The sequence below is a fragment of the Xanthobacter autotrophicus genome (assembly GCF_005871085.1).
GTDB lineage: Bacteria > Pseudomonadota > Alphaproteobacteria > Rhizobiales > Xanthobacteraceae > Xanthobacter > Xanthobacter autotrophicus.
Genome location: NZ_VAUP01000037.1, coordinates 282,238 through 300,898, shown reverse-complemented (window position 1 = coordinate 300,898; position 18,661 = coordinate 282,238). Strand labels below are relative to the sequence as shown.

The 18,661-nt window shown below is 69.5% G+C and carries 11 protein-coding genes; 10 read left to right on the top strand and 1 reads right to left on the bottom strand.

Going from position 1 to position 18,661, the window contains the following annotated elements:
- Position 1: 1 nt before the first annotated feature.
- Positions 2 to 1,531, top strand: coding sequence for a CoA-acylating methylmalonate-semialdehyde dehydrogenase (locus FBQ73_RS19095; protein WP_138401066.1), 1,530 nt, complete (start codon positions 2 to 4; stop codon positions 1,529 to 1,531).
- 46 nt (positions 1,532 to 1,577) lie between these two features.
- On the opposite strand, the gene FBQ73_RS19090 is transcribed toward FBQ73_RS19095, so the two are convergent.
- Positions 1,578 to 1,979, bottom strand: coding sequence for a VanZ family protein (locus FBQ73_RS19090; protein WP_138401065.1), 402 nt, complete (start codon positions 1,977 to 1,979; stop codon positions 1,578 to 1,580).
- Between the two features lie 475 nt (positions 1,980 to 2,454).
- Here FBQ73_RS19090 and FBQ73_RS19085 point away from each other — a divergent pair, with 475 nt between their 5' ends.
- The 9 genes from FBQ73_RS19085 to pbpC all read left to right on the top strand — a co-directional run bounded on the left by FBQ73_RS19085 (position 2,455) and on the right by pbpC (position 18,628).
- The gene (locus FBQ73_RS19085) at positions 2,455 to 4,173 is read left to right on the top strand and encodes a SulP family inorganic anion transporter (protein ID WP_138401064.1); all 1,719 of its coding nucleotides are present in this window, start codon (positions 2,455 to 2,457) and stop codon (positions 4,171 to 4,173) included.
- A gap of 174 nt (positions 4,174 to 4,347) precedes the next feature.
- Positions 4,348 to 5,331 (top strand): phosphate acetyltransferase, encoded by a 984-nt coding sequence (locus FBQ73_RS19080; protein ID WP_138401063.1) that lies wholly within the window; start codon positions 4,348 to 4,350, stop codon positions 5,329 to 5,331.
- Between the two features lie 2 nt (positions 5,332 to 5,333).
- Positions 5,334 to 6,545, top strand: coding sequence for an acetate/propionate family kinase (locus FBQ73_RS19075; protein ID WP_138401062.1), 1,212 nt, complete (start codon positions 5,334 to 5,336; stop codon positions 6,543 to 6,545).
- 71 nt (positions 6,546 to 6,616) lie between these two features.
- On the top strand, positions 6,617 to 8,902 hold the full coding sequence (locus FBQ73_RS19070) for a DUF3141 domain-containing protein (protein ID WP_246089779.1): 2,286 nt from the start codon (positions 6,617 to 6,619) through the stop codon (positions 8,900 to 8,902).
- 26 nt (positions 8,903 to 8,928) lie between these two features.
- The gene (gene fabI, locus FBQ73_RS19065; protein WP_138401118.1) at positions 8,929 to 9,720 is read left to right on the top strand and encodes an enoyl-ACP reductase FabI; all 792 of its coding nucleotides are present in this window, start codon (positions 8,929 to 8,931) and stop codon (positions 9,718 to 9,720) included.
- Positions 9,721 to 9,827: 107 nt separating this feature from the next.
- Entirely contained in the window at positions 9,828 to 10,016 is a 189-nt protein-coding gene (locus tag FBQ73_RS19060) for a hypothetical protein (RefSeq protein ID WP_138401061.1), read from the top strand.
- 184 nt (positions 10,017 to 10,200) lie between these two features.
- A complete protein-coding gene (locus FBQ73_RS19055; protein ID WP_246089778.1) occupies positions 10,201 to 10,806 on the top strand; it encodes a glycosyltransferase in 606 nt (201 codons plus the stop codon).
- A 386-nt stretch (positions 10,807 to 11,192) separates the two neighbouring features.
- On the top strand, positions 11,193 to 16,541 hold the full coding sequence (locus FBQ73_RS19050; protein ID WP_138401059.1) for an alpha-2-macroglobulin: 5,349 nt from the start codon (positions 11,193 to 11,195) through the stop codon (positions 16,539 to 16,541).
- Positions 16,538 to 18,628 carry a penicillin-binding protein 1C gene (gene pbpC, locus FBQ73_RS19045; protein WP_210236828.1) on the top strand — a complete coding sequence of 697 codons (2,091 nt, stop codon included), beginning with the start codon at positions 16,538 to 16,540 and terminating at the stop codon, positions 18,626 to 18,628. The genes FBQ73_RS19050 and pbpC overlap by 4 nt, the downstream gene beginning before the upstream one ends.
- Positions 18,629 to 18,661 lie beyond the last annotated feature (33 nt).

Genomic DNA, 18,661 nt, shown 5'->3' with positions numbered 1-18,661 from the left:
CATGCCGCTCGCCGCCGCCCAGCCTGTTGCAGGCCCGCTCGCCATCCCGCATTTCATTGCCGGCCGGCAGGTCCCCGGCACCAGCGGACGCACCGCGCCGGTGTACAATCCAGCCACGGGGGTGCAGTCGGGCGAGGTGGCGCTGGCCTCCGAGGCGGAAGTGCGCGCGGCGGTGGAGGCGGCCAATGCCGCCGCGCCCGGCTGGGCGGCCACCACGCCCCTGCGCCGCGCCCGCATTCTCAACGCCTTCCTACGCATTCTGGAAGAGCGCATCGACACCCTGGCGGAAGTCATCTCCGCCGAGCACGGCAAGGTGTTCTCCGACGCCAAGGGCGAGATCCAGCGCGGCATGGAGGTGGTGGAATTCGCCACCGGCGCGCCGCAGCTGCTCAAGGGCGAGATCACCGAGGACGTGGGCACCAGGGTGGACAGCCACGCCGTGCGCCAGCCGCTGGGGGTGGTGGCCGGCATCACGCCGTTCAACTTCCCGGCCATGGTGCCCATGTGGATGTTCCCGGTGGCGCTGGCGTGCGGCAACTGCTTCATCCTGAAGCCGTCCGAGCGCGATCCCTCCGCCTCCCTGCTGCTGGCGGAGTGGCTGAAGGAAGCGGGCCTGCCGGACGGTGTCTTCACCGTGGTGCAGGGCGACAAGGTGGCGGTGGACGCGCTGCTGAACGATCCGGGCGTGGAGGCCATCAGCTTCGTCGGCTCCACTCCCATCGCCCGCTACATCTACGAGAGGGCGGCGCGCACCGGAAAGCGCTGCCAGGCGCTGGGCGGCGCCAAGAACCACATGATCATCATGCCCGACGCCGACATGGACCAGGCCGTGGACGCCCTCATGGGCGCCGCCTACGGCTCGGCCGGTGAGCGCTGCATGGCGGTCTCGGTGGCGGTGCCGGTGGGCGAGGGCACCGCCGAGGCGCTGATGGAGAAGCTGGAGCCGCGGGTGCGCGCCCTCAAGGTCGGCCCCGGTACCGATCCCGAGGCGGAGATGGGCCCGCTGGTGACGAAGCAGCACCTCGACAAGGTGTCGGGCTATGTGGACAGCGGCGTCGCGGAAGGGGCGAAGCTGGTGGTGGACGGGCGCGGCCTCAGGCTCCAGGGCTATGAGGGCGGCTATTTCATCGGCGGCACCCTGTTCGACCACGTGACGAGCGATATGCGCATCTACAAGGAGGAGATCTTCGGACCCGTCCTCGCCGTGGTGCGCGCCGACAGCTATGCCACGGCGGCGCGCCTCATCAACACCCACGAGTTCGGCAACGGCACCGCCATCTTCACCCGCGACGGCGATGCGGCGCGCGAGTTCGCGCACCAGATCAAGGTGGGCATGGTCGGCATCAACGTGCCGATCCCGGTGCCCATGGCGTTCCACTCCTTCGGCGGCTGGAAGGCTTCCCTGTTCGGCGACCACCATATGCATGGGCCGGAGGGCGTGCGCTTCTATACGCGCCTGAAGACCATCACCACCCGCTGGCCCACCGGCATCCGCGCCGGCGCCGACTTCGTCATGCCCACGATGAAGTGAGCGGGCAGGGAGGGGCCGCGCGGGGGCGGCCCCTCCGCTCCGCTGGTCAGGGTGTGCGGCCGAGGCAGCGCATCAGGAGAGGCCGGGCCACGGTGCGCACAGCGATGATCCCGGCGAGGGCGCCAAGACTGCTCGCCATCCAGTTGTCGACCCCCGGCGAGCGCCCTGGAATGGCGATCTGGGCAAGCTCGAACAGCCCGGAGGCCAGGCAGAAGGGCAGGGCGAGACGAAAGAGGGATGCCGCCGGAAAGGCGAAGGCGGTCACCGCTGCCGTGCCCAGATAGGCGATAAAATGCTCAAGGTTGCCGGAATAGCCGGTGTGCGGCCTCTCGCTTCCCGGCAGCAGGGACAAAATGACGATCACCAGCCACAGCAGCCCGGCGAGCCCCGTCAGGAGGCGATTCCTGTGGCGCAGGAGGGTGCGCAAGGCCGGGGCGGCTGTGGTCATCGCGCGTCGATCATGGGGACTTCAGTCATTTGGCTGCTGCCTCGGAGCCGGATCGGTCCGGATGCCCCACCATAACGACACCGGCTCAAATCTCGAACCGGGACGCCGGGCGAGTTGGTCCCTTCCCGGCGGGTGCCTGCGCAAAGGTGCTCTCGGCGTGCGCGTCTGGCGGTTGCGGCGGAAATCTGCGCTGTCCTCAGTTTGGGGGATGCGGCGACCTGCAGCCTGACGAATGATGATCCCGCGCTGCACGAGACCTTCCGGGCGGCGTCGGCCGGGCCGCTTTCCCCGCACGCGGCTCGGCCGGGATTTTCCTCCAAGTTTGCCTCATGCCCCGCGCGCCAGCGCGGGGCGCTCCTTTGGAGCTGCACCAAGCCGGCTATCTGCCTCGCCCTTCCTGATTTAACATTCGCGCGCCTATGCCGCCCCGAATCCCGGAGCGTCCGCGCGGCATGGCGAGGCGAGGAGCGGGATCGTGCGTGAAGCCCTGAAGCGCTGGGCACCCGGGCTTTCCGCCCTCCTCGCCTATCGACGGGTGGATCTCGGCGCCGACCTCAGGGCCGGCCTCGCGGTGGCGGCAGTGGCGATCCCGGTGGGCATCGCCTATGCCGAGCTTGCCGGCTTCCGGCCGGAGGTCGGGCTTTATTCCTGCGTCTTCCCCCTTGTGGCCTATGCCATCTTCGGCTCGTCCCGCCAGCTGGTGCTGGGGCCCGATGCCGCCACCTGCGCCGTCATAGCCTCCGCCGTGGCGCCGCTGGCAGCGGGAGACGGGGCGGCCTATGCGACGCTCTCGGCGGAACTGGCGCTGCTGACCGGCATCATCTGCATCCTGGCAAGGTTCCTGCGCCTCGGCGTGCTGGCTGATTTCCTGTCCAAGCCCATCCTCATCGGCTTCCTGAACGGCATCGCCATCACCATCGTGCTGGGCCAGCTCGCCAAGATCACGCGGATCGAGGGCACGGGCGGCCATGTCCTGCATGCAACCTTCAATCTCATCCTGCGTCTCGGCGAGACCCATCCGCCCACCCTGCTGCTGGCACTCGGCGCGTTCGGCCTCATGATCGTGAGCGGGCGGCTGCTGCCGGCCTTTCCTGCGGCGGTGCTGGCCATGGCCGGCGCGGCGCTGGCGGTATTCCTGCTGGGCCTCGACCTCGAGGGGGTGAAGACGCTGGGCGTGGTGCCGGCGGGGCTTCCGGGAATCATGCTGGTGCGGCTTGATCCCGACGCGCTGGCCGCGCTCGTGCCCGCTGCCGGCGGTCTCGCTTTGGTGAGCTTCACCAGCATGATGCTCACGTCCCGCTCCTTCGCCTCGAAGAACGGCTACGAAGTGGATCCGGACAAGGACTTCGCCGCCCTCGGGGCCGCCAACGTGGTTTCGGCCCTCACCTATGGCTTCGCCATCAGTGGCGCGGATTCGCGCACCGCCATGTCCGATGCTGCCGGTGGCCGCACCCACGCTGCGGCGTTGTTCGCGGCCCTCGCGGTGGCGCTGGTGCTTATGTTCCTCACCGCGCCGCTGCGCTACGTGCCGGTGGCGGCGCTGGGTGCGGTGCTGGTGATGGCGGGCCTCTCGCTGGTGGACCTTGCCACCCTGCGCCTCATCGCCCGCGCCGACCGGGCAGAGGCGGCCATCTCCATTCTCGCCACGCTGGGGGTGGTGGTGCTGGGGGCGACCCAGGGCATCCTGGTGGCCGTGGTGCTGGCGCTGCTGCGGTTCCTGCGCATGAGCGCGCGGCCCCGGGTGGAAATCCTCGGCCGGGTGGCCGGCATGCCGGGCTTCCACGCTTTGTCGCGGCACCAGAACGCGACGGCCCCCCATGGTCTCGTCATTTTCCGCTTCAACGGTCCGCTCGTCTTCTTCAATGCCGGCCATTTTCGTCACACGCTTCTGGCGGCCACCACTGCGGAAGAGGGGGCGCCGAAGGCTGTCATTCTCGATCTGTTGCCGGTGACGGAGACGGATGTGACCGGCCTGTTCACCCTGAAGGAGGTATCGGAGATCCTGGGCCAGCGCGGCATTGCGCTCGTCGGAGCCGGCCGGCAGACCGAGTGGCGCAACTGGATGGTAACCCACGGCTTCAATCCCGATGGTATCGTCATCCATCCCACCTTGCGCCATGCCGTGAAGGCGCTGGCGGCAGTGGATACGGACCAGTCCGATCCAGACGAAGAAGACGATACCAAAGCGTCATAAAATCCATGATTGATTTGTGTCATGGAAGACGAGAGCCTGAATTGGGCATAGCCTCGGGCTCAATTCGGCTTGAACCTGACCCGGTCGTGAATTTTCCTCCACCTGTCGCGCTTTGGATCGCCGGGGAGAGGACGATCGTGTACCGGCCAGGCGGGACGACAGGGAGAAATCTTGATGCCGGCCTCCATCGCCCTAGAGCCGTCCATTCCTCACGCCCAGGCGCCGCGTCACGAGAAGTATGATCGCCTCATCGCTGCCGCGCAGGCCTTGCCTCGGCTGAGGGTGGCAGTCGTTCATCCGTGCGATGAGGCCTCCCTCGGCGCGGCGCTGGAGGCGGCCGAGCTTGGCCTCATCGAGCCCATCCTGGTCGGCCCGCCGGGGAAGATCGCGGCGGCCGCGAGCGCTGCCAAGCTGGACATTTCCGCTGTGCGGCAGGTGAACGCCGCCCACAGCCACGATGCCGCCGCCAAGGCGGTGGAACTGGTACGCTGCGGTGAGGCCGACGCCCTGATGAAGGGCAGCCTCCACACCGACGAACTGATGGGCGCGGTGGTGGCCCGCGATACCGGCCTGCGTACCGCGCGGCGCATCAGTCATTGCTTCGTGATGGATGTGCCCAGTCACCCGGATGCCTTGATCATCACGGATGCGGCCATCAACATCTCCCCCTCGCTGGAAGACAAGAGCCATATCGTCCAGAACGCCATCGACCTTGCCCATGCGATGAAGTTCGAGGAGGCGCGCGTCGCCGTGCTCTCGGCCATGGAGACGGTGAACCCCAACGTGCCCTCCACCATCGAGGCGGCGGCCCTGTGCAAGATGGCTGATCGCGGCCAGATCACCGGCGGGATCGTGGATGGGCCGCTGGCCCTCGACAACGCCATCGACCTCGGCTCGGCGGCCATCAAGCACATCACCTCCCCGGTGGCGGGGCGGGCCAACATTCTGGTGGTGCCGGACCTTGAGGCCGGCAACATGCTGGCGAAAAGCCTCACCTTCCTGGCCGGCGCCGATGCCGCCGGGATCGTGCTCGGGGCGCGGGTGCCCATCATCCTCACCAGCCGGGCGGATTCCAAGACCACGCGGCTCGCCTCGTGCGCCGTGGCGGCTCTGCTGGCCGAGGCGCAGCGCGCGATCGCCAAGGCGGTGGAGGTCTGAGCATGGCGAAGGTGCAGCTTGTCCTGAATGCCGGCTCCTCCAGCCTCAAGTTCCAGGTGTTCGTGGACGACGGGGCGGATGTGCCCAATCGCCTCTATCGCGGCCTGTTCGAGGGCCTTGGCACCGATCCGCGCTTCCGGGTGAAGGACCATGAGGGCGAAGTGGTGGGCGAGGAGCGCTGGCTTCAAAATGCCGCTTTCGGCTTCGAGGAGGCGCTGGCCTATCTCTCCGATTGGCTTGCCGCCCATCGCGGCGGCCACCAGCTCGCCGCCGTGGGCCATCGCGTGGTGCATGGCGGACCCAACTATACTCACGCGGTGCGGCTGACGCCGGAGATCATCGCCGAGCTGGACAAGTTCTCCCCGCTGGCGCCGCTGCACCAGCCGCGCAGCCTGGAGCCCATCCGCATCATCGCGCGGCGGGTGCCGGGCCTGCCGCAGGTGGCGGCCTTCGACACCGCCTTCCACCGCACCCAGCCGGAGATCGCCCAGGCCTTCGCCATCCCGCAGTCCCTCACCGACGCGGGGGTGAAGCGCTACGGCTTCCACGGCCTGTCCTATGCCTATCTCGCCACCCAGTTTCCGCACGTGGACGAGCGCCTCGTCCACGGCAGGGTGGTGGCGGCGCACCTCGGCTCGGGCGCGAGCCTTGGTGCCCTGCTGGCATCGAAGAGCATCGCCACCACCATGGGCTTTTCCGCCCTGGATGGGCTGGTGATGGGCACACGCTGCGGTACCATCGATGCGGGAGTGGTGTTCTATCTCCAACGCGAACTGGGCATGAGCGCGCTGGAGGCCGAGCATTTCCTCTATACCAAATGCGGCCTGCTCGGCGTCTCCGGCATCTCCAACGACATGCGCGAACTGCGCGAGAAGGCGGAGGCGGAGCCGAGCGCGCAGCGGGCCATCGACCTGTTCATCTATCGCATCAATCGGGAGTTCGGCTCGCTGGTGGCGGCGCTGGGCGGCCTCGACGCCCTCGTCTTCACCGCCGGTATCGGCGAGAACGATGCCGCCACCCGCGCCGAGGTGATCGAGGCCGCCCGCTGGGCCGGCTTCGAGCTGGACCCGGAAGCCAACCGCTCCGGCGCGACCCGCATCACCAGGGGCAGCGGCCCGCAGGCCTATGTGATCCCCACTGACGAGGAATGGACCATCGTGCGCGAGATGCGCGCGGTGCTGGCGGAGAGCCGGCAGGATGCCGGCCAGATCTGAGCGGCTTAAGCCCAAGGCCTGAAGCCGCTTCGTGGTTTCATGAAACGCGGCGGCTCTCGAAGGAGACGCACATGGACCCGTTGGACATGATGAAAGTGTACGGCCGGGTGGCGGAGATCTACCGCCTGCGCCTCGGCGAGGCGGTCTCGGCCTATGGCGCCGCCATGCGGGGCGCGGCAAGCGCGTTTGCGGCCGCCGGCCGGCCCCAGGATCCCGTTTCCGCTTGGCGCGACACGGTCTCCTACACGTTCGATGCGGCCCAGCGCTCCCTCATCTTCTGGGACACCATGCGCCAGCGCGGCAACAACTGGATCGCCCACGAGAAGGCCGGCAAGCCACCGCTGCTCGCCTTCGACTATGAGACGATCGCCGATGCGCGCAGCTTCGCGCGCCCCGCCAACTACGCCCTGGTGCGCATTCTGCCCCCCGAGGGGGTGACGCTCGATCCCGACAAGCGGCCGTTCCTGATCATCGATCCGCGCGCCGGCCATGGGCCTGGCATCGGCGGCTTCAAGGCGGATTCGGAAGTCGGCTTCGCGCTGAAGGCCGGGCACGCGGTCTACATGGTCATCTTCTTCCCTGAGCCGGTGCCGGGGCAGACGCTGGCGGACGTTTCGCTGGCGGAGGCCGAGTTCGTGCGCATCGTGCGCGAGCGCCATCCCACCTGCGACAAGCCGGTGGTGATGGGCAATTGCCAGGGTGGCTGGGCCGCCATGCTGGTGGCGGCGCTGGATCCCGACAATGTGGGTCCCATCGTGGTGAACGGCGCGCCCATGTCCTACTGGGCCGGCAACGACGCCGAGAACCCCATGCGCTACGCCGGCGGCGTGCTCGGCGGCGCGTGGACGGCCTCGCTGGCCGCGGACCTCGGTGGCGGGGTCTTCGACGGCGCCTATCTGGTGGACAATTTCGAGTATCTGAACCCGGCCAACACCTATTTCGGCAAGTATTACACCCTCTATTCCCGCATCGACACCGAGCCGGCGCGCTTCCTGGAATTCGAGCGCTGGTGGGGCGGCTACTTCCTGATGAACCGGGAAGAGATCAAGTGGATCGTCGAGAATCTGTTCGTCGGCAACAAGCTTGCCGCCGGCAAGGCGGAATGGGCGCCGGGCAAGTCCTTCGACCTGAAGGCGGTGCGCTCGCCCATCATCATCTTCGCCTCGCTGGGCGACAACATCACCCCGCCGCAGCAGGCCATCAACTGGGTCGCCGACCTCTATCCCACCACGCAGGCCCTCAAGAGTGCCGGGCAGGTGGTGGTAGGCCTGATGCACGAAAGCGTCGGCCATCTGGGCATCTTCGTCTCGGGTGCGGTGGCCAAGCGCGAGCATGCGCAGATCGTCGACCTCATCGACTATGTGGAGGCGCTGGCGCCGGGCCTCTATGGCATGACCATCGAGGAGGATCATTCCGGCGGCGAGGTGAAATACGACGTGACGCTCACCGAGCGCCGGGTGGAAGACCTCGACCTGCTGCAGAAATACAGCCGGAACGACGAGATCCCGTTCGAGGTGGTGGCGAATGTCTCGCAGGTCAACGCGCGGGCCTATGAGACTTTCGTGCATCCCGTTCTCTCGGCGGTGGTGACGCCGGAGATGGGGCGGGTGCTGCGGGCGGTGCATCCACTGCGGGCGGCACGCTGGGGCCTCTCCGACCTCAATCCGTTGCTCGCGGCCCTGGCGCCCTTCGCCGAATTTGCCCGTGGCCAGCGCACCCCGCGCAACGAGGACGGCCCGCACGTGGCCGCCGAGCATTTCCTGGCCACCGCCATCACCGCCGGCTTCGACCTCTACCGGCAACTGCGCGACGCCACCGTGGAGACGGAATTCTTCCGCCTCTACGGCACCCTCGCCATGCTGGACCCCGACCTCACGGCGCCGACGACGCCCGCCATCGTGGAGCAGCCGCCGGTTGAGGTGGCGTCCGCCCTTGCCAACCTGCGCGAGGGCGGCTTCACCGATGCGGCGGTGCGCGTGGCGCTGCTGGCCCAGAAGCGCGGCGGCGGCCAGCAGAGGCTCTCCATCCTGAAGCAGATCCGCGAGCTGGTGGGGCAGGAGGTGGGCCTCCTCGCGCTGCCGGCCGACGACGGGCAGGCGATCATCCGGCGGCAGTCCATCATCGTCGAGCATGCGCCCGACGAGGCCCTCGCCACGCTTCCGGCGCTGCTTCCCACGCCCGAGGCGCGTGCCCACCTGCTGACGTTGCTCGACCGGCTGCTTGCGAACATCGCCTTCGGGCCGGATGTGAACGACGTGGTCGCCGATGTGAAGCGCGTGCTGGCCGAGGGCCCGGCGCGGCAGGGCGCCGAGGGTCAGGTCATTCCTTTTCCTTCCTACGCAGGGCAGGCCGTATGAGCGCGCAGGAGACGACGACGGGTTCCATGTCGCAGCCGGACTGGGACCTGCTGGGAGCGGCGCTGAAGGGCCGCAAGGCCCTGGTGCTGGGCATCGCCAACGAGCATTCCATCGCCTATGGCTGCGCCCGGGTGTTCCGCCGGCTCGGCGCGGAGCTGGCGATCACATACCTCAACGAGAAGGCGCGGCCCCATGTGGAGCCGCTGGCGCAGGAGTTGGGCGCCAGCATCTTCGCCCCCTGCGACGTGAGCCGGGAGGGGGAGCTGGAAGCCGTCTTCGCCCGCATCGGGAAGGAGTGGGGCGGCCTCGACATCGCGCTGCATTCCATTGCCTTCGCGCCCAAGGATGACCTTCAGGGCCGGCTGGTGGATTCCTCGGCGGAGGGGTTCAAGGTGGCCATGGACATTTCCTGCCACTCCTTCATCCGCATGGCGAAGCTCGCCGAACCGCTGATGACGGGTGGCGGCACGCTCATGGCCATGAGCTATCACGGCGCCGAAAAGGTGGTGCCCAACTACAATCTCATGGGACCGGTGAAGGCGGCGCTGGAAAGCACGGTGCGCTATCTTGCCTACGAACTCGGCCAAAAGGACATCCGTGTCCATGCCGTCTCGCCCGGCCCGCTGAAGACCCGCGCCGCCTCGGGCCTGAAGGATTTCGACGTGCTCCTGTCCGAGGCGACCCAGCGCGCGCCCATCGGGGAACTGGTGGACATCGACGACGTGGGCCTCACCACGGCCTTCCTCGCCACCCCCTTCGCGCGGCGGCTGACCGGCATGACCGTCTATGTGGACGGCGGCCTCTCCATCATGGCCTGACCCCCTTTCGGCGGGCCTGCTGCACTGCGGCGGGCCGTCTTGATCGTGATCCTCAAGGCGATCATACTGGCCTTATTGTTTCGGCCATTTGCGTTGAGGTTTTTGCCATGCCTTTGAAGGAAGAGGATATTCAGCCCGGCAAGTGCTACAAGACCAAGGGCATCGAGAATTATAAAGTGATTGCCATGACCCGTGGCATCGTCACCTACCAGACTTGGACTTCGCCCCTGCGTATCAACGTGGGCGTCAAGCAGTTCGCCGACGCGGTCTACAAGGTGGTGCCCTGCCCCAAATAGCTAAGCCCTAGCCGTCCTGCGGGTGCCGCTCCGAGCCGTTGCGCGCGGACTCAAGGTATTTGCGCACGGCTCCAGGCTAGCCCGCGTCAATCCGCATCGCTTGAGGTCGCCACAAGCATCCGCTTTGGTGCAATGCGGCATCGACGGCGCGCGGATGCGGCGGTATAGCTGGCGGGAACGCTCAATGAGAACGTTTCCCGTGCTGTCCGTCGTCATTGCAACGCACAATTCCGAGCGCCAGCTCGTGCCGGTCCTGTCGGCCCTCGTTCAGGGCGTGACGGCGGGCGTGCTGCGTGACGTGACCCTGGTGGATTCAGGTTCCACCGATGGCACCGCCACCATTGCCGATGCCGCCGGCTGTGCCTTCCTTTCCTCCGTGGCCGACGTGGGTGTTCGCCTGCGCCAGGGCGCCGCCCATTCGCGCGGCCGCTGGGTGTTGTTCCTGTCCGATTGCTCCATCCTGGAGGAAGGCTGGGCGCGGGAGGTGATGACCTTCATCGAGACCTGCGAGCGGCGCGGACAGGCCGAGCGCATCGCCGCCACCTTCCGCCTCGCCGTGGATGGCTACGGCATCGGCCCGCGCATCGGTGAAGCGCTGGCCGTGGCGCGGCTGGCATTGTTCGGCCTGCCGGCGCCCGGGCAAGGGCTTCTCATCTCCCGTAGCTATTACGAGCGGCTCGGCGGCCACCCTTCCGGCGCCCGGGCGGAACGGCGCCTGATCGCGCGGATCGGCCGGCGCCGCATCCACCTGCTGCGCCCACATGTGCTGATGCCGGCGAAGGACGTCTGAAGGCCGAAGCGCTTCCGCCCCTGAAATTTCCGGGCGGTTCCGAACATCCCCCTTGGCGAGCCGCCCCGGTTGCGCATAGATGGCGGCGCGGGGTCGGGCCAGCTTCTCTTGGGGAGGCGGGCACCGGTCGGTCATATCTCGTAAGGGGGCCGGTCGAACGATCAGCGGGCTTTGGAGCCGGATCCGTTCAGGTTGAATTGGCCTGCACGGTGGGTCCGACTCCGACTTCAGGACAGGGTGCGGTTTTCGAATCGGGTTGCGCTGCAATCCGAGGGGACCGTGATCCGGGTGACCGACCGGGCACAACGCCTGATCGCCGCCCTACTTGAAGGCCGCGGCGCACGCCTCGCCTCCCATAACGGTGCTGCGCACCGAGGGAGCGGTCCATGGACCTTCGCCGTTTTTTCCTGCGCCGTGAGTTTTCGCGTTCCGATTCGCTTCGCGGAATATCCCTGCGCCGGCGCCTCCTGACGCTCGGCCGCGTCGCCTGCCTTGCCGTCGCGGTATCGGCCCCTGCAACTCTGGCATTCGGGCAGGTGCCGCGCCCGCCGGCGACGGTGCCGGGCGGCGCGCCTTCGGCCCAGCCCCAGCCGCCCGTGCCGCCGCGTCCCGCCAGCCTCAAGACCTTCCAGCGCTCGGATCTGGTGAGCGCCGCGCGCCGCTATGAGCGCGTGCTGCGGCGGGAGGTGACCGCGCCCAGCCAGCCCCTCGACAAGGTGCGCCGTGACGCCGCCCAGGCTTTCCAGCGCAACGATGCCCGCGCCGCCGCCGAGCTGTATGCCAGCCTCGCCGTCGCCCAGGCGCAGGATGCGGGGGTGTGGCTGCGCCTTGCCCGCTCGCTGGCCGCCATCAAGGCGACCGACACCGAGGACGCGTCCGCCTTCGTCGACAATGCCATGGGCGCCGCCTTCATCGCCTATCGCCGGGCGCAGACCCGGGCGGAGGAGGGCGAGGCCCTGTCCTTCATCGGCCGCGTCTATGCCGATCGGCGCCTGTGGAACGCCGCCATCGATACCATGAAGACGGCCCTCGACCTGCGCGACAACGCCGCCGACCGCACTTTCCTCGACAAGCTGAAGGAGGAGCACGGGTTCCGGCTGGTGGACTATTCGGTGGAATCGGACGCCGCCGCCCCGCGCGCTTGCGTGCAATTCTCCGAGGATCTGGTGCCCGGCACCGATTTCGCCGCCTTCGTACAGGTGGGAGGACTGGACAAGCCGGCCATCACCGGCGAGGCCCGACAGATCTGCGTCGAGGGCCTGAAGCACGGCGAGCGCTACACGCTGGCGGTGCGCCCCGGCATTCCCGCCGTCACCGGCGAGCGGCTGCGCAAGTCCACCGAACTCACCATCTATGTGCGCGACCGTTCGCCCACCGTGCGCTTCACCGGCCGCAACTATGTGCTGCCGCGCACCGGGCAGAAGGGCATTCCGCTGGTTTCGGTGAACACCAGCGCGGTGAAGGTCGACATCCTGCGCATCGGCGACCGGGGCCTTGTGCCAACCGCCATCCAGGGCGAATTCCGGCAGGGCATCGAGGCCTATACGCGTGAGCGGCTGGCCGACGGTAGCGCCATCGCCGTCTATTCCGGCGTGCTGGAGGTGGACAATCCGCTGAACGCCGATGTCACCACCGCCATGCCCGTCGCCGAGGCCGTGGGGCGGCTTGAGCCCGGCGTCTATGTGATGACCGCCGAGCCGCAGAAGACCGCCGGCGACGACGATTATTCCACCAGGGCAACCCAGTGGTTCATCGTCTCCGATCTCGGCCTCACCGCCCTGTCGGGACAGGACGGCGTCCATGTGCTGCTGCGCTCTCTGGGCAGCGCCGAGCCGGTGGCCGGGGCGGAGGTGCGCCTCATCGCCCGCTCCAACGAGGTTCTGGGCACGGCCAAGAGCGATGCCAACGGCTATGTGCGCTTCGATGCCGGCCTCTCCCGCGGCCCCGCCGGCCTCGGGCCGGAGGTGGTGACGGCGCGCACGGAGGGCGGCGATTATGCCTTCCTGTCGCTGAAGGAGACCGCCTTCGACCTCACCGACCGCGGCGTGTCCGGCCGCGATGCGCCGGGGGGGCTGGATGCCTTCCTCGCCACCGAGCGCGGCGTCTACCGGTCCGGCGAGAGCGTGCATCTCACCGTGCTGCTGCGGGACGCGCAGGGCAATGCCGCACCCGGCGTGCCCCTGACCCTCCAGCTTTTCCGGCCCGACGGGGTCGCCGACCGGCGCCTCGTGGTGGCGGACCAGGGCGCGGGCGGGCGCACGGCGGACTTCACCCTGCTCACGGGCGCCATGACCGGCACCTGGCGGGCCAAGGCGCTCACCGATCCCAAGGCGCCGGCCGTGGGCGAGGTGACCTTCCTGGTGGAAGACTATGTGCCCGACCGGGTGGAATTCGACCTCTCCGCCCGTGAGACGCGCCTGCCGCGCAACCGGCCGGCCGAGGTGCTGGTGGACGGGCGCTTTCTGTTCGGCGCCCCCGCTTCCGGCCTCGACGTGGAGGCGGAGAGTGAACTGCGCGCCGCCGCCGAGCGCCCCGGCTTTGCCGGCTATCGCTTCGGCAATGGGGATGACCAAGTGCTGGCCGAGCGCCAGCCGCTGGCGGATACGCCCACCACCGACGCGCGCGGCCGCGCCAGCCTGCGGCTCATCGCCTCCGAACTGCCGCGCACGGCCCGGCCGCTGGAGATGGAAGCCTTCGTGCGCCTTGTGGAGGCGGGCGGGCGCGCGGTCCAGCGCACCATCGTGCTGCCGGTGGCGCCGGCAGGCAGCCAGATCGGCGTGAAGCCGCTGTTCGCCGATCGGGTGCGGGAAGGGGAAGTGGCCAATTTCGACGTGGTGGTCGCCGGCACCGACGACAAGCTCCTCGCGGCCCCCGGCCTCTCCTGGAAGCTCTCGCGCATCGAGACGCGCTACCAGTGGTATCGCGTCAGCGGCTCGTGGGACTATGAGCCGGTGAAGACCGTGACCCGCGTGGCGGAAGGCCGGCTCGACACCAAGGCGGACGGTCCCGCGCGCCTCGCCGTGCCCACTGAGTATGGCCGCTACCGCCTCGACATCATCGGCGACGGCCTGCCGCTCACCAGCCTGCCGTTCGAGGCGGGATTTGCCGGCGAGGGCAGCGCCGACACGCCCGACCGGCTGGAGCTGACGCTGGACCGCGCCGCCTATGCCTCCGGCGACACGCTGGATGCCACCCTCACCGCCCGCGCCGCCGGCACCGCCAGCGTGCTGGTGCTCAACGAGGGCCTTCTGGAGCAGAAGTTCCTCACTGTTTCGCCCGGCGCTAACAAGGTGAGCTTCAAGGTGGGCGCAGGTTGGGGGCCGGGGGCCTATGTGGTGGCCTTCATGCACCGGCCGCTCGACGTGGGGGCGAGCCGCATGCCCGGCCGCGCCATCGGCCTCTCCTGGTTCTCCGTGAACAAGGAGGCGCGCACCCTGAAGGTGGAACTGACGCCGCCCGCCCAGATCCGCCCCAACACTAGCCTTACCGTGCCGGTGCGCGTCAGCGGCCTCAGCGCGGGCGAGAAGGCTTATGTGACGGTGGCGGCGGTGGATGTGGGCATCCTCAACCTCACCGGCTACAAGCCGCCGGCGCCCGATGCGGTGGTGTTCGGCCAGCGCCGGCTGGCCTCCGACATCCGCGATTTCTACGGCGCGCTTATCGACGGCATGCAGGGCGCCGCCGGTCGGCTGCGCTCGGGCGGCGACGGCGGCGAGACCGCCATGCTCGCGAGCCCGCCGAACGGGCCGCCGCTGGCGCTGTTCTCCGGCCTCGTGGAAGTCGGGGCGGACGGCACCGCCTCGGTCGCCTTCCCCATCCCCGCCTTTGACGGCACCGCGCGGGTGATGGCCATCGCCTGGAGCGCCGGCAAGCTCGGACATGCCTCCGCCGACGTGGTGGTGCGCGACAAGGTGGTGATGCTCGCCACCCTGCCGCGCTTCCTCGCCTCCGGCGACCGCTCCAGCCTGAACCTCGACCTCACCAATGTGGAGGCGCCCGACGGCGAGTATCGCCTTGATGTCTCCGCCACCGGTGCGGCCACCGTCACCCAGCCGGCAGGCCCGGTGACGCTGGCGGCCAAGCAGCGCCAGTCCCTGCGGCTCGCGCTGGAAGGCAAGAGCGTGGGACCCGCCACCGTCACCGCGCGGCTGACGGGGCAGGGGCTCGACATCACCCGCAGCTTCGAGATGAACGTGCGCCCGGCCTATCCGGACATCGAGCGGCGTACCGTGCGCACGCTCGCGCCGGGCGAGAGCATCACGCTGTCGCGCGACCTCTTCGCCGACCTGTTGCCGGGGACCGGCAGCGTGGCGGTGAGCGCCATGCCTTCCAGCACCATCGACGTGCCGGCCCTGCTGGCCGCCCTCGACCGCTACCCCTATGGCTGCACCGAGCAGATCACCAGCCGGGCGCTGCCGCTCCTGTCCTACAACGAGCTGAGCGTGCTGGCGGGCCGCGCCACCGACCCGGAGGCGGACCAGCGCATCCGCGACGCCATCGTGCGGATCATGGCCCGGCAGGGCTCGGACGGCTCGTTCGGCCTGTGGTCGGCGGGTGGCACCGACACCTGGCTCGACGCCTATGTGGTGGATTTCCTGAGCCGCGCCAAGGAGAAGGGCTTTGCCGTGCCGGAGGTGGCCTTCTCATTGGCCCTCGACCGGCTGCGCAACGTGGTCAACCTCGCCGGCGCCGACATGCGCGCGGAGACCGAGAACCTCGCCTATGCGCTCTATGTACTGGCCCGCAACGGCCGCGCGCCCCTGGGCGATCTGCGCTATCTGGCCGATACAAGGCTGAAGGACCTCGGCACCCCCCTCGCCAAGGGACAGGTGGGCGCGGCGCTCGCCCTGCTCGGGGATCGCACCCGGGCGGAACGGGCCTTCAACGTGGCCATCGAGGGCCTGCCCGCCAATCCCGGTGCGCCGGTGGCGGGCCGGCCCGATTTCGGCTCGGTGCTGCGCGATGCGGCGGCCCTCACCGTGCTCGCCCGCGAGGCGGGCCTGGAGAAGCTGGCCGACGTGGCGCTTGCCCGCGTGGATGCGGCGCGGGTACGCACCGAGCGCACCTCCACGCAGGAAAACGCCTGGCTGCTGCTCGCCGCCCGCTCGCTCGCGGCCAGCGCCGCCAACATGGGGCTTGAGGTGGATGGAGGTCTGGTGCGCGGCCCGTTCGGCCGCAAGCTTTCTCGCGCCGATCTGGAGCGCGGGCCGGTGACCCTGCGCAATGCCGGCGCCGAGGCGGTGAAGGTGGTGATCGGCATCAATGGCGCCCCCGTGGCGCCGGAGCCACCGGTGGCGAAGGGCTTCACCCTGGAGCGGCGCTACTTCACCCTCGACGGCAAGGCCGCCGACCCCTCCAAGGCGGTGCAGAACCAGCGCTTCGCGGTGGTGCTCTCGTTCAGCGAGACCCAGAGCGCGCTGGCCGACGTGCTGCTGGTGGACTATCTGCCCGCCGGCTTCGAGATCGAGAATCCGAGCCTCGTCCAGGGCGGCGACGGCGGCTTCACCTGGCTGGATGAGACCAGCGAGGCGGGCCACGTGGAGTTCCGCGACGACCGCTTCGTCGCCTCGGTGACCCGGCAGGAGGGTGATGGCGCCTTCGTCGTCGCCTACACGGTGCGGGCGGTTTCGCCCGGGCGCTATGCCCATCCCCCCGCCATGGTGGAGGACATGTACCGCCCCGACCGCTTCGCCCGCACCGCCGCCGGCACGCTGGAGGTGGCCCCCGCCCGATGAGCGCGACCCAGCCATCCGGGCCATCGCCCGCCGCTCCCGCCCGCCGCCGTCTGCGGCGGGTGGCGGCCGGCCTTGTGTTGGGGGCGGGGGTGCTGGTGGGCGGCGGCTTCGCGGGGCTGCATCATCTGCGCGCCAACGCTCCGCCTGCGCCGCAGGTGAAGGTCTCGGCCGAGGTGGTGGATCGCGAGGGCCGGCTGCTGCGGCCCTTCGCGCTGCCCGATGGCCGCTGGCGCCTCGCCGCCACGGTGGAGGACGTGGACCCGCGCCTCATCACCATGATCCTCGCCTATGAGGATCGCCGGTTCGAGCAACATGGCGGCGTCGATGCCTTGGCGCTGCTGCGGGCGGCAGGGCAGGCGGCGGGATCGCGGCGGGTGGTCTCCGGCGGCTCGACGCTCACCATGCAGGTGGCGCGCCTCACTTTGCCGCCGCGTCCGCGCACCCTCGCCGCCAAGCTCGCCCAGATGCGCCGGGCACTGGAGCTGGAGGCCCATCTGTCCAAGCCCGAGATCCTCGGGCTCTATCTGACGCTCGCCCCCTATGGCGGCAACATCGAGGGGGTGCGGGCGGCGTCGCTGACCTATTTCGGCAAGGAGCCGCGCCGGCTCACCCTCGGCGAGGCGGCCTTGCTGGTGGCCCTGCCGCAGGCGCCGGAAACCCGCCGGCCGGATCGCTTTGCGGCCCGGGCACGGGCGGCGCGCGACCGGGTGCTGGACCGGCTTCTGTCCCAGGGCCTGCTTGCCGCCGACGAGGTGCGCGTGGCCAAGGCCGAGCCGGTGCCCACGGCGCGGCGCCCCTTGCCGCAACTGGCGCCTCATCTGGCCGAGCAGATGGTGGCCGAGCGGCCGGATCTCTCCCGCCACCTCTCCACCCTCGACGCGCCGCTGCAGGAGAAGCTGGAGGAGTTGGTGCGCGAGCGCACGCGGGCTCTGGGCCGCGGTCTGTCCTCCGCAATGGTGGTGATGGACAATGACAGCGCCGAGGTGCGGGCCTATGTGGCCTCGGCGGATTTCCTCGACAAGAACCGCGCCGGCGCGGTGGATCTTGCCCGCGCGGTGCGCTCGCCAGGCTCGACGCTCAAGCCCTTCATCTACGCCCTCGCCTTCGAGGACGGCATCGCCCATCCCGAGACGATGATCGAGGACCGGCCGGCCCGTTTCGGCGGCTGGCGGCCGGAGAATTTCGACCGCAGCTTCCAGGGCACCCTCTCGGTGCGCAAGGCGCTGCAATTGTCCCTGAACGTGCCGGCGGTGCGGCTCTTGGATGCGGTGGGGCCGCAGCGCCTCGCCACCCGCCTTCAGCAGGCCGGGGCGCGGCTGGAACTGCCGCCGGGGGCGGCGCCGGCTTTGCCCATGGGGCTCGGCGGCGTGGGCATCCGCCTCGTGGACCTCACCATGCTCTACGCCGCGCTGGCGCGGGGCGGGGAAGCGCATCCGTTTGTGTTCCGCCGCGAAGGGCGCGCGGTGACGGCGCCGCGCCGGTCCCAGCTCGTGGATCAGGTGGCGGCCTGGTACGTGGGCCAGTGCCTTCTGGGCACGCCGGCGCCGGAGAATGCGCTGGGCGGCCGCATCGCCTTCAAGACCGGCACGTCCTACGGCTATCGCGACAGCTGGGCCATGGGCTTCGACGGGCGGCGCACCGTGGGCGTCTGGGTGGGCCGGCCGGACGGGCAGGCGGTGCCGGATCTCACCGGCCGCGCGGCGGCGGCGCCGCTTTTGTTCGACGCCTTTGCCCGCATCGTCCGCACCCCGGCGGGCCTTGGCCCGGCGCCGCGCGGCGCGGTGATGGCGGCGAACGCTCGCCTTCCCGTGCCGCAGCGCCATTTCGGCCGCACCCGGCAGGAGCAGCCCTTGCAGGTGGTCTATCCGCCGGACGGCGCGCGGGTTTCCGGCGCCGAGGCGGAGACCCTCGCGCTCAAGGTGGATGGCGGCACCTTCCCGCTTACCCTGCTGATGGACGGCCGCCCTGTGGCGCAGGTGGACGACCGGCGCACCCTGTTCTGGACGCCGCAGGGGCGGGGCTTTGCCCGCCTCACCGTGATCGACGCGGCGGGGCTTTCCGACAGCGTGACGGTGCGGGTCGAGTAGGACCCATCACCCCAAAAAGAAAGTCCCGCGCCA